This window comes from Vibrio sp. 2092 (assembly GCF_033339635.1).
Lineage (GTDB): Bacteria > Pseudomonadota > Gammaproteobacteria > Enterobacterales > Vibrionaceae > Vibrio > Vibrio alginolyticus.
On the sequence record NZ_JAWOUY010000020.1, the window covers coordinates 84,780 to 108,653 of the forward strand.

Here is a 23,874-nt window from a genome sequence, read left to right on the forward strand (position 1 = left end):
TTTGCCACAAATTCTGCAAACGAGATCCCACATTGCATCCTAATGTTTACATCCCAGACGCGTTTCTGGAAAAAATCCAAACGATCCTTCCTGCTCACCTCAACATGGAAGACTTTATCGCGTCTTGCCAAAAGCCACTGCGCAAAAGTATTCGAGTTAATACGTTGAAGATCAGCGTTGAAGCGTTTTTAGAACGAGCAGAAACAAAAGGCTGGAAGCTTTCTCCTGTGCCTTGGTGTGACTCGGGGTTTTGGATTGAAGCGGATGAGTCAGTTGTACCATTAGGCAACACAGCAGAACACATGTCTGGCTTATTCTACATTCAAGAAGCCAGTTCCATGATGCCGGTATCTGCTCTGTTTATGAATGATGAATCTTACGATGCCGTGTTAGATACCGCAGCCGCTCCAGGCTCAAAAACCACTCAAATTGCAGCTTTAATGAACAACGAAGGTGTACTTGTGGCCAATGAATACGCCGCAAGTCGTGTAAAAGTACTGCACGCTAATGTGGAACGTTGTGGGGTACGTAACGCCGCACTAAGTAACTTCGATGGACGCGTTTTTGGCGGTTGGCTACCAGAACAATTTGATGCGGTTTTGCTCGACGCGCCTTGCTCTGGAGAAGGCACCGTTCGCAAAGACGAAGATGCGATGAAAAACTGGACGCAAGCTTCCGTACTCGACATCGCTGACACGCAGAAAGATCTTATTGAAAGCGCCTTCCATGCATTAAAGCCCGGTGGTGTGATGGTTTACTCAACATGTACGCTCAGTACAGAAGAAAACCAACAAGTTTGTCATCACTTGAAAGAAACCTTTGGGGATGCTGTAGAGTTTGAAAGCCTTGAGAACTTGTTTGAAAACGCAGAGGCAGCTCTAACTGAAGAAGGCTTTTTGCATATTTTCCCGCAGGTCTACGACTGTGAAGGGTTCTTTGTTGCAAGAATTCGCAAACTGGCTGCTGTTGAGGCGCCAGAAGTCAAAAAGCGCATGGGGAAATTCCCCTTTGCTAAAACTTCAAAAAAAGAATCGACAGAAATTGCTCAACAACTCCAAAGCGCGTTAGGTATTAAACTTCCAAATGACAGTTCTGTATGGCTTCGCGATAAAGATGTCTGGCTGTTCCCTAATGCTTTAGAAGCGATGATCGGCGAATTACGCTTCTCCCGTATGGGTATAAAGATCGCGGAAGCCCATAAAAATGGCTACCGTTGGCAACACCAAGTCGCGACTGCCCTGGCGACAGGTTCTGAAAGCAACGCCATTGAACTCAGTATTGAAGAAGCGCGCGAATGGTACATGGGGCGTGATGTTCGCCCACAAACCATTCCTGAGGGAATGAAAACAGGTAAAGGCGAAGTGCTTGTCACCTATCAAGGCGCAGTTATTGGCCTTGGCAAGTGGGTAAGCAACCGAATAAAGAATGGTCTCCCTCGCGAATTAGTACGAGATAAGAACTTATTTTAAAAGACGTAACGAACCATAAATAAATGAAAAGCCATCGTATTTGCGATGGCTTTTTAATTCGTAAGTATGAAAGCAAGTGGGCTCGCTAGCGATCCGGACACGCTGTACTAAACTAGTTGTATCAAAGTAATGCTTTGATGTGGCATTTCTCTCTATGTTCACCAACAAAATTATTGTTGGACAAGTTTAGCGCAGGCTCTGCGGAGCCGTTTCCCCTAGGCCCAAAAAAAGGAAAAGTTTGGGCCGTTTTTTTGGCTGCAGATCCGCTATACGTGAGTTTGGACTACGCTAGACGAATACCGTCTTTCTCAATGACAATTTTACCCTGCTTGTATAAGCCACCGATGGTCTTTTTATAAGTCCCTTTACTTGTGCGGAAAGCATCAAAAATCGCTTCAGGAAACGACTTGTCATTCAAAGGCAAAAATCCGCCTTTCTTCTCTAGCAGGTCAAGGATCTTACTAGAAAGATCGTCCATTTTCGCCACACCGACTTTTTGTAGAGCAAGGTCGATTTTGCCATCTTCACGAATGTGCTTAATAAAGCCTTTCAGCTTTTTACCGATGTAAAGCTTACCAAAAACATCCGATGGGAAAATCATGCCCCAATGCTTACCGTTAACGATAGCTTTATAACCAAGTTGACTACGCTCTGCGATGATCAAATCAACTTGCTCGTTAACTTCATAATTCGCTGGAGTTTTATCTAACCATTTATTGAACTTAGTCGTACCAACAATGCGACCTGACGCTTTGTCGGTATAAACATACACTAAAATGGTTTGTCCGGCAGAGAAGCGAGTGCGTTGCTCACTAAAAGGAATCAGTAAGTCCTTTTCTTTGATGCCCCAATTTACAAAAGCACCTGTCGCATTCACACCCTCAATCTTCATTAAACCCCACTCACCCACTTGGGCAATTGGTCTTTCAATGGTCGCAGCAAGTTGGCTTTCTGAATCGAAGTACAGAAATACGTCTACATACTCACCAATTTCAGTACCCTCTGGTACATACTTACTAGGTAGTAGAACAGAACCGTAATCATCGCCATCCAGAAATACGCCAAAATCAGCCTTTTTAATGACTTCTAAGCTGTTAATTTGACCAATTTTAATCATTGATTTTGTCTCTTTTTAAATTTACGTGGAATTATACCTAAACTAACAAGAAAATCAGAGAGAAAAGCATAGTGCTCTGTTATGCTGTTGTCGTTCAGCTATATGCCCCAGTCACTCTTTTAGCACTCTTATACTTACCTGCTCAACGGAACGCATAAGTTAAGAATGCTTTAGCAAAGTCAGGAGCTTTCTTTGGTCACCGTCGATAAACAAGACTCAATAACATTAAAAATCAGTCATGCACTCGCAAAGAGCAAAAGTGTCGACCTAGATATTTACTTTTTTATACCTGGTGAGCTTGGTTTAAACGCCGATATCATCAGTGAATCCGAATTTTATTACACCTCAATCACACAGCAACGATCTTATTACAGTACTGAAATCCTTCTTCCGCTAGTACACAGTCGACTTGCCAAACGTGGACGCCTGTCGAATCAGCAATACCGAGTAAGTTTGAGTTTGTTCGCTTACCAATACGTTATCGCGCTAGACAAAGCGGTAGCAAGTTTAAACAAGCATGAGAACAACTCCGTAACGGAAGATGAAGTGGACGAAGTTATCGAGCTCACGCTTGAGATCTTAAAGCGCTTGCGGCGTTCTATTCCTTATGAAGAGAACTTAAAACGCTACTACGTTAACATCGATAACTATCTGTCTTGGTATACCGAGCAAAAGTTCCTGTCACTGGTGGCCCATCTACCACGTGAAGGCGACTATGGCACGATCAAAAAGCGTCTGATCACGCTATGTGAGAAAGAGCAAGCCCATCGTAAACTCAACAAATACAACTCATCAAGAGTCGTTGAAGACGTTACTCGCCTATCTAACAAAATGCGCTTGCTAAGGCGATTGATTGAACACCCTATCGTGCTTCGTGAAGAAACCATATCGATGGGTAACAACATTAAGCGCGCTATCAAAGGTATTGCAACCGGTTTAGTGATGGTTGTCGTGACCTCGACCGTGATTCTCGCTCGCGATTATCTGGGGGAAATTTCTGCCTCATTCATTATCGCGATGTCTTTTATTTACGCTTTACGAGAAATCTTTAAAGATGATTTACGCGATGCCATGTGGCGATGGATCCGTAAAGGCAAACCAAAATGGCGTAAGAAGTACGTTGATCCAACGACGAAAAAAGTGGTTGGCAAAAAATTGGAGTGGCTCGATTATCGTACCTTAAGTAGCTTGCCGGATAAGATTCAAAGAATACGTAAAAAACGCGTCGTTCAACGTGAAGAGCAGATTCTTCATTATCACGAGAAAACCGAAATGGCGACCTCTCTTTTCTTGAGTGGTTACGAACAAACGAGAGAAACATTGAACATCAGTTTGCGCCCTATCATCCGCTTGATGGATAAAAGCTCAAACCGAGTTTACCGTTTAAATGAAGGTCAAGTAACCAAAGAGTCAGTAGAGAAACGTCATTTGCTCAATGTGATTGTCAAAGAGGACAACCACACCGATGAGCCTGTTTATTACCGCTGGAAAGTGGTCTTAAATCGCTCCAAAATCGTCTCTATCGAGAAGATTGAACTCAATTAAGCCAACGCCTTTAAACAAACGAGCCACAAACCACTAGGCAGCCTCTTTTCTTTGTTGGGCTGCTTTTTTTATCGAAAGAGTAAGCGAAAATTCAGCCATTGGCTCGTCACCATGTAAGTTAGGACACAGCGCGACAATTTTTACGTCACGATTTACTCGTTCACCCGTTGCCAAGGTGTGCTCGAGCATCTCATCAATGACATGACCATCGTTACAAACAAAGTGCACATCGGCTTCCGGGCGCTTTAAAAACTCGGCTTTCACACCTTTAAATGCTAGCGAGATCGCTTCTCCCTTTTCTTGCGCTTTACTCATAGCAAGAAAACCACCAGCAACATCAGCGCCAACGGCTAAAGCGCCGAAATACATGCTATTCAGGTGGTTCTTCGTTCTTCTGCGCAATGGGATACGAACCTCAACATGCTTGCTATCTATCGCAATGATTTTAGGGTGGCAAAGCCAAATCAGCGGCACTTTCGAAAAGCCAAACAGATTTAGATACAAATTCGCACGACGTAGAGCTGATAACATTTTGGTCTCCTTACCAATCTAGTCAGACCAGTTAATCAACGAAAGAAATAGATGTCAAAGAAATGTTAACAAAAGCTCGATCTCACGAGTTATTTAACCCTCATGAAGTGACGGCGTCACCCGTGAGGTATGAAGTTTATCGCAGTTACTTAGATTACCTTACAGCGAGATAGATAAAATGGTTATAAATTCAAATGTATATATATTGATTTAATGATCAAGTTTTGTCATTTATACATAAGTCATTTAAATGAATACCTACACCTTTGTATACAATTCGGTATTTCCTGGCGAAGATTCCCGTGAAACGGTTTATTCCTGCCTGTAATTCCGTTATCTTTACCCCTTCGCAATAGAGAATAAAGCTATAACATGCCTATAAAAACAGATGAATTGAGAACCCAGCCTTTGGGTCCAATGCCTACCCCAGCAGAGCTAGGTAGTGTACATCCTATTACGGATGACGTTGCAGACCGTATCGCTCAATCTCGTCGTCAGATTGAAAACATTTTATCGGGTGAAGACGATCGCCTTCTTGCGATTGTAGGTCCGTGTTCTGTTCACGACACTGAAGCTGCCATTGATTACGCCACTCGCCTGAGTGAAATCCAAGACAAGTACAAAGACGAACTGTTTATCGTGATGCGTACTTACTTTGAAAAGCCTCGTACAGTAGTTGGTTGGAAAGGTTTGATTACGGACCCTAACCTAGATGGTTCTTACGCACTTGAAGCTGGTCTTCATAAAGCTCGTAAACTACTACTGGATATCAACAAGCTTGGTCTTGCGACTGCTACTGAGTTTCTTGATATGATCACTGGCCAATACATCGCGGATTTGATCACTTGGGGCGCGATTGGTGCTCGCACAACGGAATCACAAATTCACCGTGAAATGGCGTCGGCACTATCTTGCCCAGTTGGTTTCAAAAATGGCACAAATGGCAACGTAAAAATTGCAATTGATGCAATTCGCGCATCGAAAGCATCGCATTACTTCTACTCGCCAGATAAGAACGGTCGAATGACGGTTTACCGCACAAGTGGCAACCCTTACGGTCATATTATTCTGCGCGGTGGAGAAAAAGGCCCTAACTTTGATGAAGCATCAGTCAAACAAGCATGTGATGCTTTAGCTGAGTTTGGATTGCCACAACGTTTGGTTGTGGATTTCAGCCATTCAAACTGTCAGAAGCAACACAGAAAACAAATCGACGTAGCTCAGGACATTTGTAACCAAATTAAGTCAGGCAGCACTCGTATTGCGGGTATCATGGCTGAAAGCTTTATTCTTGAAGGCAATCAGCCAATGACTGACATCAATAACCTAACGTATGGTCAGTCTATTACAGATCCATGCCTAGGTTGGGAAGACACTGCTACAATGCTAGATATGCTGGCAAGCGCTGTTAAGTCCCGAAAGTCCCTATAACAAAATAATCAAGGAATCTTCATGCCATCGTTTGATATTGTTTCTGAAATCGATACGGTTGAACTACGTAACGCCGTTGATAACGCTAACCGTGAATTGTCTACTCGTTTCGATTTCCGCAACGTAAATGCGAGCTTTGAGCTAGTAGAAGAAAACGTAAAAATGTCTGCGGAAGGTGACTTCCAACTTAAGCAAATGCGCGACATTTTACGCGGCCACTTAGCGAAGCGTAACATTGACGCGAACGCAATGGATGCACAAGACCCAGACGTTACTGGTAAAAACTGGCACCAAACTCTGCTTTTCCGCCAAGGTATTGATACTCCAACGGCGAAAAAAGTAGTGAAACTTATCAAAGACGCAAAGTTAAAAGTACAAGCTTCTATTCAAGGCGACAAAGTACGTGTTACTGGTAAGAAACGCGACGACCTGCAAGCGACAATGGCAGCGATTCGTGAAGCAGAGATGGGTATCCCATTCCAGTTTAACAACTTCCGTGATTAATCAATCTGAGAAGTAAGTAAAAACGCCAGCGCATAATCCGCTGGCGTTTTTTATTGGCTTTTGTGTAACGAACTACGTATCCACTTTTAGCATTTGGCATTGCTAGATAACCAAGTCCTGCCCTTGCAGCAATACGAATTCGCTCGTTCCTTGTGGTATGAACACGCAAATTCGAAGCTTTTCAGCTTTAGCCTTGGCCAGCATATCCGAAAGCTCAGCAGCGCTCGAGAAAGCTTCTCTTTCTGCATCTCTGCGTATTAGTTCTAACACATTCGCTTCACATCGAGTTGAGTACAGAGCCAGCTCCGCTTGTTGCATATAGCGTACGGCTTTTATTGGCAACATCTCAACATCTTTCCCAACATGAACCCAAGTACAACTTCCCTTTTCATCTAAAGGTGTTGCCATGGTCGCTTGGTAAATTGCTTCTAACTCACGATTATCTCGCGCGTTTTCCACCTCGGGATTCGAGAAGAATTGCTCCCAAAACTTGCGGCGTAAATCGACACTAGGCAGCGCCTCTTTAATTGAGTTTCGCTTTGAGTTAGCAAAATCCGCCATCAACCCCATGTTTTGTGGCAGTATCGATTCAAGTTTTTCACGGATGTTTCGAATTAAAACTGGCGAAGCTCCACCACTAGAGATAGCGATTTGGATGCGGCCACGATTAATCATAGACGGCGTGATGAAATCACAATAAGGCTTATCATCCACAACGTTAACCAAGATGCCTAGCTCTTTGGCATCTTTGTACACTTGGTGATTTAGCTCAGGATTGTCTGTCGTCGCCCACACTTGAACAAAGCTTTTAGTGACAATGTCACTCGAATAGAAACGTTGTACCCAGCGTAGTTGATGCTCAGAAGCAAGCTTAGACAGAAAATCAACCAACGTCGGAGAAACGATAGTTACATCCGCCCCAGCCTTTAGCAACGCTTCCACCTTTCGGCTTGCCACCTCACCGCCACCCACGACGAGAACGGGTTTATTAATTAAATCTAAGAACAGAGGAAAATATCGCATTTCAATCCATGATTACTCTAATTAGCTGTTGTAGACCATGCTACCAAAAATGGGGCAAGCTCATCACCCTGTTTCGGTATCACAAATAATTTTTGTTTGAATTTTTACTGAACTTCACCTTGCTCAGCTAATGACAGTTTTAATAACAACTTTTTATTCTTTTGTATTGTTCACTCTTCTATTGATTGTTCTGATGCACCAAATTGTCCATGAATTGCACTATTTACAAACAATTAACATTTCGTCATTCTAAATCTCAAGGCACTTTGTAAGTTCTCTCAAAACTTCATTTAAATTATATATTTGAGAATTAACAGATCCTTTCCTACGCTTATAACTGGTTGATCTATCGAATGCCGTTTCTTCGAAAATCAATCACGTAGGACGATAACTCTAACGAATTGGACACGTTATTTCAGGTCACTCCTGATTAAACATGGATCATACAGGAAGGATACAAATGGCAAATAAACTCACAGTTCTTGCTTCCGTCGTAGCGGCTTCTACTGCGATGATGGCAACATCAGCTCAAGCAGCAGACACTACTCTGGACAAAGTCACAAAACAAGGCTTTCTTACTTGTGGCGTAAGTACCGGTCTACCTGGTTTCTCTAACCCTAACTCAAAAGGCGAATGGGAAGGTATCGACGTAGAATATTGCCAAGCACTGGCTGCAGCCGTTCTTGGGGATAAAACGAAAGTTAAATATGTACCCCTAACCGCAAAAGAACGTTTCACTGCGCTTCAATCTGGTGAGATTGATGTGCTTTCCCGTAACACGACCTGGACTCTCCACCGTGACACTGCACTGGGCCTAAACTTCGTAGGTGTGAACTACTACGACGGTCAAGGCTTTATGGTGAAGAAGGAACTTGGTATATCAAGTGCTAAAGAGCTTGATGGTGCGTCGGTATGTGTCCAATCAGGTACAACAACCGAGCTAAACCTTGCAGATTATTTCCGCAACCAAGGCATGGCGTACAAACCAGTGGTATTCGACACAGCGGCGCAAACTTCGAAAGGTTTTGATGCGGGACGCTGTGACGTACTAACAACTGACCAATCTGGCCTTTATGCACTACGTTTGAATTTGAAAGATCCGTCCTCTGCGGCCGTTCTTCCAGAAATCATCTCTAAAGAGCCACTAGGTCCAGTCGTTCGTCAAGGCGATGATCAATGGTTTAACATCGCTAAGTGGACATTGTCTGCGATGATTAACGCTGAAGAATACGGTATTAGTTCGAAGAATGCGGATGAAATGCTGAAATCAACAGATCCAAACATCAAGCGTATCCTCGGTGTTGATGGCCCTAAAGGCAAAGGGTTGGGTATCCGCGACGATTGGGGCTACCAGGTTATCAAACAAGTTGGTAACTATGGTGAAAGCTTCGAACGTACAGTCGGTACTGGTTCGCCGTTAGAAATCTCTCGTGGCGTTAATGCGCTATGGAATGCAGGCGGCTTTATGTACGCGCCACCAATCCGATAGAAAGAGTTAATCAGGGCGGTTCATGCCGCCCTTTTTCTTGATTATATCTCACTGTATGAGTAAGGATCGCTCATTGGATGGCGAAAAGCGCTCGCTTGGTGGAACGGCTTTAAAGGTTCGTATGTCACCAGACATGAGAGCGTTATTCTTTAGCCAGCAAGGACGAAACTTCGTTATACAGGTCGATATCTATAACTAAGGTTTGAGGTTATCGCTGTATGAAACCGACACAAGATGCATCGCCAAGTACGATGTCCAAACCAAGCGGAAGCAAGAGCCTGATTTATAATCCTGCCTTTCGTTCTGCTATTTTCCAGATCATTGCCATTGCTGCACTGGTATTTTTCTTTTACACGATTGTAAACAACGCTCTCAATAACTTAGATGCTCGTGGTATTGCAACGGGCTTCGGTTTTCTGAATCAAGAAGCCGGGTTTGGTATTGGGTTAACATTAATTGAATACGATGAAACGTACTCTTACGGTAGAACATTTATCATCGGCCTTCTTAATACGGCGTTAGTCTCCGTATTAGGTATTATTCTGGCTACTGTGATTGGCTTTACCATGGGGGTTGCCCGCCTTTCTTCTAACTGGTTAGTTAGTCGTTTAGCGGCAGTTTATATCGAAACTTTCCGAAATATCCCCCTTCTTCTGCAAATATTCTTCTGGTATTTCGCTGTTCTTCAAGCATTACCCTCACCACGCCAAAGCTTAAGTCTTGGTGAAGCTATTTTCCTGAACGTTCGTGGCTTATATTTCCCTGCACCGACTATGGAACCTGGCAGTAGCTACGTTATTGCCGCGTTAATCTTCGGGGTAATCGCAAGCTTATTAATTAATGTATGGGCGAATAATAAGCAACGTCTCACCGGGCAACAAACCCCAATGGGAAGAATAGTTTTGGGTTTAGTTGTTGGCCTTCCATTGGTTGTGTACTTCCTTGCTGGTATGCCAATTTCACTGAATTATCCTGAACTAAAAGGGTTTAACTTCCGAGGTGGTATTAGCATTATTCCTGAATTGGCTGCGCTACTTTTGGCATTGAGTGTTTATACAGCTTCTTTCATTGCTGAGATTGTGCGCTCTGGTATTAATGCGGTTAGCCATGGTCAAACCGAAGCAGCGATGTCGTTAGGCTTACCACGCTCGAAAACTTTAAAGCTTGTTGTCATTCCTCAAGCGTTACGAATTATTATTCCACCTTTAACCAGTCAATATCTCAACCTCACCAAAAACTCATCGTTAGCGATGGCGATTGGTTACCCAGATCTTGTCTCTGTGTTTGCTGGTACTACCCTGAACCAAACGGGACAAGCGATTGAGATCATTGCGATGACGATGGGCGTGTACTTGACATTAAGTCTGATTACGTCTGCATTAATGAACTTGTATAACCGTAAAGTCGCGCTGGTGGAGAGATAATATGAGTACTCATCAATTTCAACCGGATCTCCCACCACCCGCCAATACTGTAGGCTTCGTTGGTTGGATGCGGAAAAATCTATTTAATGGCCCTATCAATTCCATTGTTACTGTCATTCTTGCGTATATTGTCGTAACTGCAATATGGTATATCGTGGATTGGGCGTTTATTAACGCAGACTGGATTGGCTCAACGCGTGACGACTGTAGCCGAGATGGTGCTTGCTGGGTATTTATCAGCGTGCGCTGGGAGCAGTTCATGTATGGTTTTTATCCAGAGTCCGAACTATGGCGCCCTCGCCTTTTCTATATCACATTGGCCATATTTACTGTTTTACTCGCGTATGAGAAGACACCGAAACGGATGTGGATTTGGCTTTTCTTCGTAAACATCTACCCATTCATCATCGCTGGGCTGTTATACGGTGGTGTCTTTGGACTAGAAGTGGTCGATACACACAAGTGGGGTGGACTACTCGTTACACTCATTATTGCGCTAGTTGGTATCGTAGTTTCATTGCCAATTGGTGTGGTGCTTGCGCTTGGTAGACGTTCAGAGATGCCGATCATTCGCAGCATTTGTACCGTCTACATTGAAGTTTGGCGTGGCGTTCCGCTGATTACGGTTTTGTTCATGGCTTCGGTTATGCTTCCATTGTTTATGTCTGAAGGTTCAGAGACAGATAAACTGATTCGCGCCCTTATAGGTGTGGTTATGTTTGCCTCCGCTTACATGGCAGAAGTGGTACGCGGTGGTCTACAAGCCATTCCGAAAGGTCAATATGAAGCCGCTGATGCGCTTGGGTTAAGTTACTGGAAAAAGACTGGGCTTATTATCTTGCCACAGGCGCTAAAGATTACTATTCCTTCTATCGTGAACACCTTCATCGGTTTGTTTAAAGACACCAGTTTGGTACTCATCATTGGTATGTTTGACGTACTCGGTATAGGGCAAGCAGCAAACACCGACCCTGAATGGTTAGGCTTTGCTACAGAAAGTTATGTATTTGTCGCGTTAGTGTTTTGGGTATTTTGTTTTGGCATGTCACGCTATTCGATATGGCTTGAAAACAAACTTCATACCGGTCACAAACGATAACTCATCAAGATCAAGGACGTATTATGACGCAACAACAAGATTACATGATCCAATTGAAGGACATGAATAAATGGTATGGTGAGTTTCACGTACTAAAAAATATTAACCTCGACGTTAAGCGCGGCGAGAAAATCGTTATCTGTGGCCCATCTGGGTCGGGAAAATCAACGATGATTCGCTGTATTAACCGCCTTGAAGAGCACCAAGCAGGCAGCATTTACGTCTCTGGTACGGAATTAACTGAAGACTTAAAGAACATTGAAGCAGTACGCCGAGAAGTGGGCATGTGCTTTCAACACTTTAATCTCTTCCCTCATTTAACCGTACTGGAAAACTGTACGCTCGCGCCTATCTGGGTGAAGAAGATGCCAAAAGATGAGGCAGAAGCGGTTGCGATGAAATATCTGGAACGTGTAAAAATTCCAGACCAAGCGGAGAAGTATCCCGGTCAGCTGTCTGGTGGCCAGCAACAACGTGTGGCGATTGCTCGCTCTTTGTGTATGAACCCTAAAGTCATGCTTTTTGATGAGCCAACATCTGCACTCGACCCGGAAATGGTTCGCGAAGTACTGGATGTAATGGTCGAACTCGCCGAGGAAGGCATGACTATGCTATGTGTGACACATGAAATGGGCTTTGCTAAAGAGGTTGCCGATCGCGTGATATTCATGGACGCAGGAGAGATCATCGAAGAAAACAACCCGGTCGACTTCTTTGAGAATCCTCAATCGGATAGGACCCAAAACTTCCTAGCGCAAATCTTACACCACTAAGATTTAGCCGAATCGACATAAAAAAGCACTGGTTTCTATGAAGCCAGTGCTTTTTGTTACTAAATTCAAAAATCTGTGTAAGAATCAACATAGCTATGCTAGGCAGTAATATTGTGTTACAAGTTGCCAAATACATAACATCTTATTTCTATTATTATTTTATCTAAGTTACGTATGGTTAGGGCTTGATTTTTTGAACTTTCAATCCCATAAATGTACTTAAAAGAAAGTCTCTTATCGAGGAAGATTATGAACAGTCCAATGTTTACCCGCACTTCAACTCAAGAAAGTGCTCTACAAACGAACAAAGTATTGCGTAATACTTACGCTCTACTTTCAATGACACTTTTATGGTCGGCAGTCGTTGCTGGCGTTGCAATGGCATTTAACCTTCCACATCCAGGTATCATCCTAATGCTGGTTGGTTTCTACGGCCTATTATTCTTAACAGAAAAAAACCGTAACAACAGTCTTGGCCTTGTGTTTACGTTCCTATTTACTGGCTTCTTAGGTTACACCGTTGGCCCTATTCTAAACATGTACATCGGTGCAGGCATGGGCGATATCGTATTAACCGCACTCGGTGGTACGGCACTATCTTTCATGGCAGCATCGGCATACGCACTAACAACGAAACGTGACCTATCGATGATGGGTGGCTTAATGCTATCACTATTTGTTGTGCTGGTTGTGGGCATGATTGCAAGCTTCTTTATTCAATCAACCCTTTTACACTTGGCGTTGAGCAGCTTGTTTATCATTTTCTCTACTATGGCGATCCTGATGACAACACAAAGCATTATTCGTGGCGGTGAAACAAACTATATCTCTGCGACAGTAACTTTGTATGTATCAATCTACAACATCTTCATCAGCCTACTAAGCATTCTAGGTATTATGAACGACGATTAATCGTTTCTCGTTAAGTAGAATCAAAAAGCCCGAAGGTAATTCCTTCGGGCTTTTTCTTTGTGTGCAATTCAGTGTATTACGCCTGCTCTACTGACAACTCGATAACTTCGTCAGCTTCTGGATTTTCTCTAAAGCGTCTCACTTTGATCGTTTCCTCTCCTAACATGATTTGCTTGGCGATTCGGTGCATACCGTCAAAAACACGATAGTCACTGGTTAAGATTACCGGATACGACAAATCAGCATTGTTGATTCGTTGGCAATGTTTTGCAATTTCACGGCAGGTTGGCTGTGGCCCTTCATGACTAAACCAAGTCACTTCATTTGGGCCTTTGATATCATCAATCGAAATTTCTTCTACAGGTAAGGATTCTGCAAGTTGCCAAATACGCTCGATGGACCAAGTGGATTTTACATTGTCATTAATCTCAATGTAACGTTGTTTCGACATGACTAACTCCTTGTCATCATTGTTGTTTCTAACCTGAATACAGGCTTTTCATCAATCAAAGAGAATATCGGTCTATGAAAACAAACACAACGTTGTCAGCTATTCATTCACCCATAAAATCCCATAATCAGACAAGTAGCCAAGAAAAAACCAAAACAAAAACGAATAAGCCTGGGTATCCATGCAATTTCGTTGGTATTCACCCCGTAAAATTTCTAACAAACTGAATAGTTTCCTATTTATTTGAATAAAAGATCATTTATATCAAAGTGCCTAGCTCAGTCAAAAACACTCACCATTTTGTACGCTTTTGATTCGCTCGATACGACTTCGAGATTCTTTTGTTGAGAACATTCTCGGCTGTCGCTAATCTATAAACATCCATGTTTACTTAACGGATAAAACGTTATGTTCGTTTACAACGGCAAAGAAATTGAAACGGATGCTCAAGGCTACTTATTGGATCATACTCAATGGGAAGAAGGTATGATTGAGCTTTTAGCAAAAGAAGAAGACATCGAGCTTACGGATGCTCATTTGGAAGTTGTGCATTTTGTGCGAGACTTTTATGAAGAGTTTAATACCTCCCCTGCAGTGCGTATGCTTGTGAAAGCGATGGAAAAAGCGCACGGCCCAGAAAAAGGTAACAGTAAGTATCTATTCAAGCTGTTTAAAAAGGGGCCAGCCAAACAAGCAACCAAATTAGCCGGCCTACCAAAGCCAGCTAAATGCTTGTAGATTCATAAAATTTTAAAACCGCGTAACGGCTTATACGACGCAGGTTCCTGCATCACATGCTCTACTGTTGCCGTTCGCGGTCCTTCTTGTAACCATTCCGAAAACGCAACTATTTGCGCGTCTGTTCCACACGCCATCACTTCAACATCACCATTGTTTAGGTTCTTCGCATAACCTGTTAACCCTAGCTTCAATCCTTGATGGGAAGTATGGTAACGAAAGCCCACGCCTTGAACATGACCTTTTACTATAAATCTCTCACACTTTACGTTCATCTTTGTACCGCTTCTTTTTACTGAGTGATATATTCTTTTCGTCTATTCACCCCACTAAGGATAGTGGGTTTTTGCACGGTTATTATAATTATGAAAGAAATTCCATTCCGCTGGATTGATAAGTATCTCATTCACTTAAAGATTCAAGAAAAGTTCTATTTGCTCTTCGTTCTCCCTCTTCTTGCTTTAGTCATTCTCACTCTCGTCCTTAATAGCGCGGCTAATACACTGATCTCAAGTATGTACCAAGAAGAGCTCATGCTTATGAAAGGTCTGATAGAGGCAGGCAACCTTTCTCAATCTCAAGTAGCAAGCCTCATAGCGGGTTCAGAAACCGTTTCTATTGGCTCAGGGCCGCAATCCGTGTCAGTTTTAAATGGTGCGTACAGCTTGGTTGCAAACCATGAACTTTCTTTATGGACTGCCCTATCAACGACTCAAGTGAGCATCATCTGTGTGAGCTTGTTTATTCTCGCTCTTGGCGTTTACTACATCATGACGTTTATTGGCGGCGCGATGTTCACGATGAACAAAGCATTAAACACTCTTGCTGGTGGCGACCTAACTGCGAGAATGAACTTCTTCCCTGTTCGCGACGAGTTTAGTGAAATTGCTATTACGATAGACAAAGTTGCAGAACGAGAGCAACAAATGGTGCTGTCGATTCAAGAGTCTGTGGCTTTAATGCAACAAATTAGCTCAGATCTGAATCAATCGATTCATCACAGTTCAGATATTTCAGCGACTCAGCAGGAACACCTCAACTCTCTTGCGAGTGCAACTGAACAGATGGCATCAACGATTCGAGAAGTCGCGACACTAGCTCACGATTCAAGCACGCAAACCGATGATGCACGTAACGTGGCTCAGTCTGGACAAGTGAAAGTTGAGAATACGCTTCACTCGATTTCGAACCTTTCTAATGAGATTCAATCTGCGTCTCAAGCCGTTGCCGAGTTAGATGCCAATGCAGCACAAATTGATGAAGTAGTGACAACAATCAATGGGATCTCCGAGCAAACCAACCTACTTGCTCTGAACGCGGCTATTGAAGCTGCACGTGCTGGAGAACAAGGTCGTGGATTTGCGGTCGTTGCGGATGAGGTTCGCGCTCTTGCGGGACGCACTCAGCAAGCGACAGTTGAAATCCAAACGATGATTGAATCATTACAGCGTAACAGCCAGTCGCTTACTAAGCTGATGGAAGTGACAGTTAATAATGCAAATGAGGGACAAAACCTCATGACGGAAGTGAATCACGAAATCGGCTCTTTGGCAGATAAAAATCAAACTATCTCCGACAGTAGCATTCAAATTGCAACAGCAGCTGAAGAGCAAGGTGTAGTCGCGGACAATATCGCCTCAAGCGTTGAAGAAATTCGAGTTCAAGCAGATAACGTGTGCAATATGATAAGCACGACTTCACAAAACGTTGATCAACTGCGTAAGCAAAGCGACACAATGGAAGCACTACTTACTGGACTTAAAGCATAGCAACGGAATCTGTTACAGCAAATTCAAATAAAAGGGTCACTTTAGTGACCTTTTTTGTATTTAAAAGTCACTACAATGTACTGGATTGCCGAGGGATATTGCTTTTACCATTCACATCCCGGACAATACGCCCCTTTCAAAATTCAACAAGAGCTAATGAAATGACAGCTGCTATCTATTTGGTTAAAGGTCGTGAGAAATCGGTCAAGCGCAAGCACCCTTGGATCTTCTCTCGAGGCATCAACAAAGTTGAGGGCGAACCTGCTCTTGGCGAAACGGTTGATGTATTCACTCACGACGGTAAATGGCTAGCTAAAGCGGCATATTCGCCAGCTTCACAAATTCGTGCTCGTATTTGGAGTTTTGATAAAGAAGAAATCGACACCGCGTTTTTCGTTAAACGACTTAAAGACGCACAACTTCTTCGTGAAGACATTATCGAACGTGATGGCCTTACGGGTTATCGCCTTATCGCAGCAGAGTCTGACGGCTTACCAGGCGTTACGATTGACCGTTACCAAAATTTCTTTGTGTGCCAACTTCTCAGTGCTGGCGCAGAACACAATAAGCAGGCTATTGTTGACGCTCTGGTTGAGTGCTTCCCTGATTGTAATGTGTACGAGCGCTCTGACGTGGCCGTTCGTAAAAAAGAGGGTTTAAAAGAGATCACGGGCGTCTTGCACGGCGAAGAGCCACCTCAATCGGTCGTCATCGAAGAAAATGGCGTAAAGATTAGTGTAGATATCGTTGGCGGACACAAAACAGGTTTCTACCTAGATCAACGTGATAGTCGCCAGCAAGCGATGAAATATATGAAAGGCAAAGAAGTTCTTAACTGCTTCTCTTACACAGGTGGCTTCGGACTTTACGCTCTAAAAGGTGATGCAAAGCGTGTGATTAACGCTGACGTGTCGCAACCTGCTTTAGATACCGCAAAATTCAACGCAGAGCTAAACGAGTTTGATATTTCGAAGAAGCGTGCCGTGTTCCTAAATGCAGACGTGTTTAAGCTACTTCGTGAGTATCGCGATCAAGGAACTCAGTTCGATGTGGTTATTATGGACCCACCGAAGTTCGCAGAGAGCAAAGCACAACTAAACGGTGCATGTCGTGGTTACAAAGACATCAACATGCTAGCAATGCAAATTCTTAAACCGGGCGGCACGCTACTGACCTACTCGTGCTCTGGCTTGATGGATCAAGTTCTGTTCCAGAAAATCATCGCTGATGCAGCCGTAGACGCTAACCGCCAAGTAAAGTTTGTGGAGCGTTTTGAGCAAGCCGCTGACCACCCAACCGATACAGCATATCCAGAAGGCTTCTACTTAAAAGGTTTTGCATGTAAAGTGCTTTAGGCTACGAATAAGTAAGACAAAGCAGAAGAAAAGGGCCTACTGGCCCTTTTCATTATGGCTCTAAGTTAACCTTAGTTAGTGCGGATAACACATCTCTCTCAAAGTCCGCATTTCCCACGATTAAATCACTAAACTCTGTCGCCCCGTTTTCTATTACGATAGTTTGAATTGAGTTTCCATCGTTATGGGTTATTTCTAGAGATAAGTCATCGCCATCAATGTTCAAGTCAATACTATTAAGAAGTTCTTCTATCGTATTGTGCCCTGCATCTTCAACGACTTCACTCAGATCTAAGGTGTCCAAATCTCTCTCAAAACCTCTAATTAGATCTGTTCCTGTATCCAAGGAGTCGTTGACCCATTTAAAGACATCTGCCTCGTTATCATTACCGATCAAGATGTCATGACTTACGTCTACTTCAGCTTCAATAATATTTGCAGAGCCATTACTTGAAGCATTTACTCCTCCGTTTTCATCAATAACGAATTGCAGGGTGTTCTCACTTTGATCACCATCGTTATCCGTCAATACATAATCGAAGTCTAACGTTTCAACTGTATCACCCACCGCACCATAAAATGCATACGCACCGTCGTTTAAGTCGATTTCCAGAGTATGTTTGCTGTCGATATAGATAGTAAGCTGCATCGTTGTGTCGTCAAATGCATGCGAAATACCATCGTTATTGTCAGTTACTATTAGGTCTGAACCATCAAACGAATAAGTGACACCGTCATGTTCTATTTCGCTAATATAACCACCATCTGCACCAATACCTGTATCTGGAGAAGTGGTATACATCAAGTTCCCCCCAACAGGTTGAATCACTGACTGCAACATAACCGGAGGTAATTGAGTTACGTCAGGAACCACAACACCATCAAGGTCTTGATTCAAAAAGCCATCATATGCTACGCGATCTAATTGCTCCGGCATAAGATTAACGCCCATACCATACGCTAGGGCTGTTATCTGATTATCAGGATCGGTTAGGTGATCAATCCAACTCTGCTCGCGAGCGTCGTTTATAAATGATGACGCAGGGTTTGGCTGACCATCTGACAAGAAGTAACTAACATTCGACGCACTGGTTAACTTACCTACATCATCCCATGACTGTTTTGCTTCATTTAGCGCGTTGTTATAGTTAGTCGCGCCACCCGCAGTTAGCGTCTCAATATACGCTTTGGCCTCCTCGACCGTCAGCCACGTCGCAGCACCTATAGCGTAAGTGGATGCTGTACTGCTATAAGTAATAATTTGAACTCGCGTTTGACCGATAGACTCATATTGATTCAATAACTGAGTTGCCGAATCTTTCATTATCTGCAAGCGATTATCCGTTCGCATAGAACCCGAGACATCCATTATGAGCTGAACGTTGGCACTTTCTTTAGTTTCTGCAACTACATCGTGAATAATAGATGCAGAATCTGGTGAGTCATCTTCCACAATAACGTTGACCGTTGTGGAGTTAGTAAGACCACGAGCATTCGAGACAAGCACAGGCACCTCAATATTTAAGGTGTCTTCTCCAGATGGGTTGGAGTGATCAATCGGACCAAGAAGCTCCGTAGATACCACTCCAGTATCATTGACTGATATTTTGATAACCTCTTCACCGTTCGCTGAACCGATAAGCATTTGGTCGTTATTTGATAACGTCCACGTTACAGAGATACCGTTACTAGTAAGAGCTGTAGATGGTTCACTGAGCGTAACAGAATCAACGGTTTGACCCAGCGTCAATTGTTCTACATCAGTACTCGAGTCAGTTGTGTCATCAAAGCCGTTTAGAGCAGAGTCATCAGCAATGGCGTTGCTTAAGCCTTCCTCAGAAACGTTTAGTGTTACACCTTCTACAATTGGTGGGGCGTAAGGGTTGACAGAAAAGTACCCCGTTTTACTGTCGCCATCATTATCAGTAATAGTGTAGTTAAAATCGATATCCCCATCGCCATAAGGTGAGGTCAAAGGCAAGTATTGGAAGAACTCCCATTTTCCAGTGCTAGGTGTAAGTTGAACTTCGAATGCAAGCTCTCCATCAGCCTCTGCAATCAGTCTATTAGAGTTTTGTGGATCGACGTATATCAACACGTCTTTACCATCTAGAGTCTCTAAACCAGCCTCACCTCCATTTAAGACTATAGAACCAGGGCCATCAGCTCCATATACAGCACCGAGGTTCCCATCCGCACTAGCAATTGGCACGCCAGAGTACGCACCTGTAAAGGTTATTGATTTAACGGTAAAGTCACTGTTGTCTTCAGTATCCGGGCCATTGCCATTACTGGTCGCCTCGAGGATGATTTTATCAAAGCCTCCCTGTTGAACATTGAAATTTGCCGCGTAATCACCACTGCTTGCGTCAGAGCTGAACGATTGCTGAGCAATTAATACACCATCTCTATAAAAAGATGCGATTCCTTTCTCAAGTTCACCACCAAACATTTTCTCAAATTCTATTTCTGCTCCGTAAGCAACTTTATTGCCTAAGTCTATGATTAACTGCTCTGATACACCCTCATTACCCGCGAATCGATAATCGACTTCGTTTTCTAATTGGAAGCCGTTGTTACCAGAACTTTTAACGCCAATCCCTTCTGATGATTGATTGATTTCAGCTGTTCCCAGCATCACAGATTCGTCAGACACAAAACCGTTTGCAGTCACAACAACGTCCCCAAATGTTCGACTGGTTGCATCTGCCTCACTTCCTGCAAAATCTATGCGCCCTGTCAGAACGTTAGGTGCACCAGTAAGCGACACATCGACGGGTTGAACAACAACAGGCACGTATGGGCAATCATCTTCAACGGCCACATTTAAGCTTTGAGATGTTGTTGTTTGTCCATCACTTACAGAAATCTGTAAATCAAAGTTGATGATGTCTTCCACATCATTAACAGGATGATCAAGTGGCTCAAACAGAGTAATAGTATAGTCCCAAGAGCCTTGACCTGAAGCTGAAGGCTCGCTCAGCACAACAGTAGCAACAACGCTCAGGTGAGCAGTTTTCGCAGTCAGCGTTTGAGTACTGTTGTCCCACGTCCACGATATAGGCTCCCCTCCTGATGTTAGGTTGTTAGGGCCTGCCAATACCACTGAAACATTCGCCGTGTCTGGATCGGCAACTGTGAATGTTCCTGAGAAACTTGCGGAGTTAGTGGTGTCTGAAGGTGCTCCTGTATTATCAGGGATACCATTAGCTAAACCTTCTTCCGAAACAACTGCATTCACAACATTTGAAATAGAAGGAGGAGCATCATTATCAATAATCGTTGCCGTACCGGTATCGCTGCCTTGCACTGCACCAATGCCGGTTACTGTCACGCTGAAATCTTCAGGGCCTTCATAAACAGCGTCATCAATGGAAGCAATACGCACATCAAACTCAGTTTGCCCTGCTGGCACCGTCACCACGCCATCGTTTGGCACTGTCACCCAACCACTTCCCGTGTTGTATTCTAGGGTGCCCAAATCTCCAACTTCGGTGTCACCCAAGTTGAGGCCTAGCTCGATTTGAACTGTAGACTCGGAGGCATTCGATAGCGTCACTTTGAAGTTGGCTGTCTCACCCTCATTAATGGTGCCAGCATCTGAAATAGTCACGCTTGGACGGTCATCATCCGGATCGGGACCCGGGCCACTGCCGTCATCCACTATCGTTGCCGTCCCCGTATCGCTGCCTTGCACTGCGCCAATGCCAGTCACCGTCACACTGAAATCTTCTGGACCTTCATAAACAGCATCATCAATGGAAGCAATACGCACATCAAACTCAGTTTGCCCTGCTGGCACCGTTACTACGCCATCGTTTGGCACTGCAACCCAACCGGAGCCTGTGTTGTATTCTAAGGTGCCTAAGTCTCCAACTTCGGTGTCACCTAAGTTCAGGCCTAGCTCGACTTGAACAGTGGACTCAGAGGCGTTCGACAACGTCACTTTGAAGTTGGCTGTATCCCCCTCATTGATGGTGCCAGCGTCTGAAATAGTCACATTCGGGCGGTCATCATCCGGATCAGGGCCTGGACCACTGCCATCATCCACTATCGTTGCCGTTCCCGTATCGCTGCCTTGCACCGCCCCAATGCCAGTTACCGTGACACTGAAATCTTCTGGGCCTTCGTACACCGCATCATCAATGGAAGCGATGCGCACATCAAACTCAGTTTGCCCTGCTGGCACCGTGACTACGCCATCGTTTGGCACTGTCACCCAACCGCTTCCCGTGTTGTATTCTAAGGTACCTAAGTCACCGACTTCGGTATCGCCAAGATTAAGACCCAGTTCCACCTGCGTTTCCGCTTCAGACGCGTTCGATAAGGTGACTTTGAAGTTGGCTGTCTCACCCTCATTGATGGTGCCAGCGTCTGAAATAATCACATTCGGGCGGTCATCATCCGGGTCAGGGCCTGGACCACTGCCATCATCCACTATCGTTGCCGTACCCGTATCGCTGCCTTGCACTGCCCCAATGCCGGTTACTGTCACGCTGAAATCTTCAGGGCCTTCATAAACGGCGTCATCAGTGGAAGCGATGCGCACATCAAACTCAGTTTGCCCCGCTGGCACCGTCACCACGCCATCGTTTGGCACTGCAACCCAACCACTTCCCGTGTTGTATTCCAAGGTACCTAAGTCACCGGCTTCGGTATCGCCGAGATTAAGACCCAACTCCACTTGCGTTTCCGCTTCAGAGGCGTTCGATAAGGTGACTTTGAAGTTCGCCGTATCCCCCTCATTGATGGTGCCAGCATCGGTAATAGTCACGCTTGGACGGTCATCATCCGGATCAGGGCCCGGGCCACTGCCGTCATCCACTATCGTTGCCGTACCGGTATCGCTACCTTGCACTGCGCCAATGCCGGTTACTGTCACGCTGAAATCTTCAGGGCCTTCATAAACAGCGTCATCAATAGAAGCGATACGCACATCAAACTCAGTTTGCCCTGCTGGCACCGTTACTACGCCATCGTTTGGCACTGCAACCCAACCGGAGCCTGTGTTGTATTCTAAGGTACCTAAGTCTCCAACTTCGGTATCGCCAAGATTAAGACCCAATTCCACTTGCGTTTCCGCTTCAGACGCGTTCGACAGCGTCACTTTGAAGTTCGCTGTGTCACCCTCATTGATGGTGCCAGCGTCTGAAATACTCACATTCGGGCGGTCATCATCCGGATCGGGGCCCGGACCACTGCCATCATCCACTATCGTTGCCGTTCCCGTATCGCTGCCTTGCACCGCCCCAATGCCAGTCACCGTGACACTGAAATCTTCTGGGCCTTCATAAACGGCGTCATCAGTGGAAGCAATGCGCACATCAAACTCAGTTTGCCCCGCCGGCACCGTCACCACGCCATCGTTTGGCACTGTCACCCAGCCACTTCCGGTGTTGTATTCTAAGGTACCTAAGTCTCCAACTTCGGTATCACCCAAGTTGAGGCCTAGCTCGACTTGTACTGTAGACTCGGCGGCATTCGACAGCGTCACTTTGAAGTTCGCAGTCTCACCCTCATTAATGGTGCCAGCGTCTGAAATAGTCACGCTTGGACGGTCATCATCCGGATCAGGTCCTGGCCCCGTACCGTCATCCACTATCGTTGCCGTCCCCGTATCGCTGCCTTGCACTGCGCCAATGCCAGTCACCGTCACACTGAAATCTTCTGGACCTTCATAAACAGCATCATCAATGGAAGCAATACGCACATCAAACTCAGTTTGCCCTGCTGGCACCGTTACTACGCCATCGTTTGGCACTGCAACCCAACCGGAGCCTGTGTTGTATTCTAAGGTACCTAAGTCTCCAACTTCGGTATCGCCAAGATTAAGACCCAATTCCACTTGCGTTTCCGCTTCAGACGCGTTCGACAGCGTCACTTTGAAGTTCGCTGTGTCACCCTCATTGATGGTGCCAGCGTCTGAAATACTCACATTCGGGCGGTCATCATCCGGATCGGGGCCTGGCCCCGTGCCGTCATCCACAATCGTTGCCGTTCCCGTATCGCTACCTTGCACCGCCCCAATGCCAGTCACCGTCACGCTGAAATCTTCAGGGCCTTCATAAACGGCGTCATCAGTGGAAGCGATGCGCACATCAAACTCGGTTTGCCCTGCTGGCACCGTCACCACGCCATCGTTTGGCACTGTCACCCAGCCACTTCCAGTGTTGTATTCTAAGGTACCTAAGTCTCCAACTTCGGTATCACCCAAGTTGAGGCCTAGCTCGACTTGTACTGTAGA

At 44.7% G+C, this 23,874-nt stretch carries 19 protein-coding genes; 13 read left to right on the forward strand and 6 right to left on the reverse strand.

All coding sequences use genetic code 11. The annotated features are described in order from the left end of the window. Positions 1-32: 32 nt before the first annotated feature. Entirely contained in the window at positions 33-1,469 is a 1,437-nt protein-coding gene (gene rsmF / locus R7P80_RS24570) for a 16S rRNA (cytosine(1407)-C(5))-methyltransferase RsmF (RefSeq protein ID WP_149192330.1), read from the forward strand. A 283-nt stretch (positions 1,470-1,752) separates the two neighbouring features. Here the strand turns inward: rsmF and R7P80_RS24575 are convergent, their stop codons facing one another. Next, entirely contained in the window at positions 1,753-2,586 is an 834-nt protein-coding gene (locus R7P80_RS24575) for a S1 RNA-binding domain-containing protein (protein WP_225492016.1), read from the reverse strand. 192 nt (positions 2,587-2,778) lie between these two features. On the opposite strand from R7P80_RS24575, the gene R7P80_RS24580 reads away from it, so the two are divergent. Continuing rightward, the gene (locus R7P80_RS24580) at positions 2,779-4,131 is read left to right on the forward strand and encodes a hypothetical protein (protein WP_005377421.1); all 1,353 of its coding nucleotides are present in this window, start codon (positions 2,779-2,781) and stop codon (positions 4,129-4,131) included. Between the two features lie 33 nt (positions 4,132-4,164). On the opposite strand, the gene R7P80_RS24585 is transcribed toward R7P80_RS24580, so the two are convergent. After that, positions 4,165-4,662, reverse strand: coding sequence for a DUF4442 domain-containing protein (locus tag R7P80_RS24585; protein WP_005377418.1), 498 nt, complete (start codon positions 4,660-4,662; stop codon positions 4,165-4,167). A gap of 372 nt (positions 4,663-5,034) precedes the next feature. On the opposite strand from R7P80_RS24585, the gene R7P80_RS24590 reads away from it, so the two are divergent. Both R7P80_RS24590 and R7P80_RS24595 read left to right on the forward strand, forming a co-directional pair. Then, positions 5,035-6,093: a 3-deoxy-7-phosphoheptulonate synthase gene (locus R7P80_RS24590; RefSeq protein WP_047102331.1), complete on the forward strand. Its 1,059-nt coding sequence runs from the start codon at positions 5,035-5,037 to the stop codon at positions 6,091-6,093. Positions 6,094-6,114: 21 nt separating this feature from the next. Then, complete coding sequence (locus tag R7P80_RS24595; protein WP_005377415.1) at positions 6,115-6,597, forward strand: YajQ family cyclic di-GMP-binding protein; 483 nt, start codon at positions 6,115-6,117, stop codon at positions 6,595-6,597. Between the two features lie 102 nt (positions 6,598-6,699). Here the strand turns inward: R7P80_RS24595 and R7P80_RS24600 are convergent, their stop codons facing one another. Beyond that, positions 6,700-7,620: a bifunctional precorrin-2 dehydrogenase/sirohydrochlorin ferrochelatase gene (locus tag R7P80_RS24600; protein ID WP_005390199.1), complete on the reverse strand. Its 921-nt coding sequence runs from the start codon at positions 7,618-7,620 to the stop codon at positions 6,700-6,702. Between the two features lie 460 nt (positions 7,621-8,080). Here R7P80_RS24600 and R7P80_RS24605 point away from each other — a divergent pair, with 460 nt between their 5' ends. From R7P80_RS24605 to R7P80_RS24630, 6 genes are all read left to right on the forward strand, one after another. Beyond that, positions 8,081-9,109: an amino acid ABC transporter substrate-binding protein gene (locus tag R7P80_RS24605; protein WP_005377403.1), complete on the forward strand. Its 1,029-nt coding sequence runs from the start codon at positions 8,081-8,083 to the stop codon at positions 9,107-9,109. Positions 9,110-9,182: 73 nt separating this feature from the next. Next, entirely contained in the window at positions 9,183-9,308 is a 126-nt protein-coding gene (locus R7P80_RS24610) for a hypothetical protein (protein WP_258490489.1), read from the forward strand. Between the two features lie 19 nt (positions 9,309-9,327). Next, entirely contained in the window at positions 9,328-10,533 is a 1,206-nt protein-coding gene (locus R7P80_RS24615) for an amino acid ABC transporter permease (RefSeq protein ID WP_005377402.1), read from the forward strand. A gap of 1 nt (position 10,534) precedes the next feature. After that, positions 10,535-11,632, forward strand: coding sequence for an amino acid ABC transporter permease (locus R7P80_RS24620; protein WP_005389988.1), 1,098 nt, complete (start codon positions 10,535-10,537; stop codon positions 11,630-11,632). A 23-nt stretch (positions 11,633-11,655) separates the two neighbouring features. Further along, on the forward strand, positions 11,656-12,405 hold the full coding sequence (locus R7P80_RS24625) for an amino acid ABC transporter ATP-binding protein (RefSeq protein WP_005377400.1): 750 nt from the start codon (positions 11,656-11,658) through the stop codon (positions 12,403-12,405). Positions 12,406-12,654: 249 nt separating this feature from the next. Further along, positions 12,655-13,317 (forward strand): Bax inhibitor-1/YccA family protein, encoded by a 663-nt coding sequence (locus R7P80_RS24630; RefSeq protein ID WP_025766607.1) that lies wholly within the window; start codon positions 12,655-12,657, stop codon positions 13,315-13,317. A 76-nt stretch (positions 13,318-13,393) separates the two neighbouring features. On the opposite strand, the gene R7P80_RS24635 is transcribed toward R7P80_RS24630, so the two are convergent. After that, positions 13,394-13,768, reverse strand: a complete 375-nt coding sequence (locus tag R7P80_RS24635; protein WP_005377398.1) for a chromosome partitioning protein ParB — start codon at positions 13,766-13,768, stop codon at positions 13,394-13,396. A gap of 408 nt (positions 13,769-14,176) precedes the next feature. On the opposite strand from R7P80_RS24635, the gene R7P80_RS24640 reads away from it, so the two are divergent. Next, the gene (locus tag R7P80_RS24640; RefSeq protein WP_005377396.1) at positions 14,177-14,506 is read left to right on the forward strand and encodes a TusE/DsrC/DsvC family sulfur relay protein; all 330 of its coding nucleotides are present in this window, start codon (positions 14,177-14,179) and stop codon (positions 14,504-14,506) included. A 2-nt stretch (positions 14,507-14,508) separates the two neighbouring features. On the opposite strand, the gene yccX is transcribed toward R7P80_RS24640, so the two are convergent. Further along, positions 14,509-14,781, reverse strand: a complete 273-nt coding sequence (yccX, locus tag R7P80_RS24645) for an acylphosphatase (protein ID WP_017634611.1) — start codon at positions 14,779-14,781, stop codon at positions 14,509-14,511. A gap of 90 nt (positions 14,782-14,871) precedes the next feature. On the opposite strand from yccX, the gene R7P80_RS24650 reads away from it, so the two are divergent. Both R7P80_RS24650 and R7P80_RS24655 read left to right on the forward strand, forming a co-directional pair. After that, positions 14,872-16,275, forward strand: a complete 1,404-nt coding sequence (locus R7P80_RS24650) for a methyl-accepting chemotaxis protein (protein WP_053304484.1) — start codon at positions 14,872-14,874, stop codon at positions 16,273-16,275. Between the two features lie 161 nt (positions 16,276-16,436). Then, positions 16,437-17,630 (forward strand): class I SAM-dependent methyltransferase, encoded by a 1,194-nt coding sequence (locus R7P80_RS24655; RefSeq protein ID WP_017821866.1) that lies wholly within the window; start codon positions 16,437-16,439, stop codon positions 17,628-17,630. Between the two features lie 52 nt (positions 17,631-17,682). Here R7P80_RS24655 and R7P80_RS24660 read toward each other — a convergent pair. Then, positions 17,683-23,874: Calx-beta domain-containing protein (locus tag R7P80_RS24660; protein WP_318096803.1), on the reverse strand; the 6,192-nt coding region annotated here is incomplete at its 5' end.

Coding starts and splice junctions, on each gene's coding strand:
- R7P80_RS24615 (WP_005377402.1), top strand. CDS start 9,328: ATGAAACCGACACAAGATGCATCGCCAAGTACGATGTCCAAACCAAGC.
- R7P80_RS24595 (WP_005377415.1), top strand. CDS start 6,115: ATGCCATCGTTTGATATTGTTTCTGAAATCGATACGGTTGAACTACGT.
- R7P80_RS24590 (WP_047102331.1), top strand. CDS start 5,035: ATGCCTATAAAAACAGATGAATTGAGAACCCAGCCTTTGGGTCCAATG.
- R7P80_RS24575 (WP_225492016.1), bottom strand. CDS start 2,586: ATGATTAAAATTGGTCAAATTAACAGCTTAGAAGTCATTAAAAAGGCT.
- R7P80_RS24600 (WP_005390199.1), bottom strand. CDS start 7,620: ATGCGATATTTTCCTCTGTTCTTAGATTTAATTAATAAACCCGTTCTC.
- R7P80_RS24635 (WP_005377398.1), bottom strand. CDS start 13,768: ATGTCGAAACAACGTTACATTGAGATTAATGACAATGTAAAATCCACT.
- R7P80_RS24655 (WP_017821866.1), top strand. CDS start 16,437: ATGACAGCTGCTATCTATTTGGTTAAAGGTCGTGAGAAATCGGTCAAG.
- R7P80_RS24640 (WP_005377396.1), top strand. CDS start 14,177: ATGTTCGTTTACAACGGCAAAGAAATTGAAACGGATGCTCAAGGCTAC.
- R7P80_RS24630 (WP_025766607.1), top strand. CDS start 12,655: ATGAACAGTCCAATGTTTACCCGCACTTCAACTCAAGAAAGTGCTCTA.
- yccX (WP_017634611.1), bottom strand. CDS start 14,781: ATGAACGTAAAGTGTGAGAGATTTATAGTAAAAGGTCATGTTCAAGGC.
- R7P80_RS24605 (WP_005377403.1), top strand. CDS start 8,081: ATGGCAAATAAACTCACAGTTCTTGCTTCCGTCGTAGCGGCTTCTACT.
- R7P80_RS24650 (WP_053304484.1), top strand. CDS start 14,872: ATGAAAGAAATTCCATTCCGCTGGATTGATAAGTATCTCATTCACTTA.
- R7P80_RS24585 (WP_005377418.1), bottom strand. CDS start 4,662: ATGTTATCAGCTCTACGTCGTGCGAATTTGTATCTAAATCTGTTTGGC.
- R7P80_RS24625 (WP_005377400.1), top strand. CDS start 11,656: ATGACGCAACAACAAGATTACATGATCCAATTGAAGGACATGAATAAA.
- R7P80_RS24620 (WP_005389988.1), top strand. CDS start 10,535: ATGAGTACTCATCAATTTCAACCGGATCTCCCACCACCCGCCAATACT.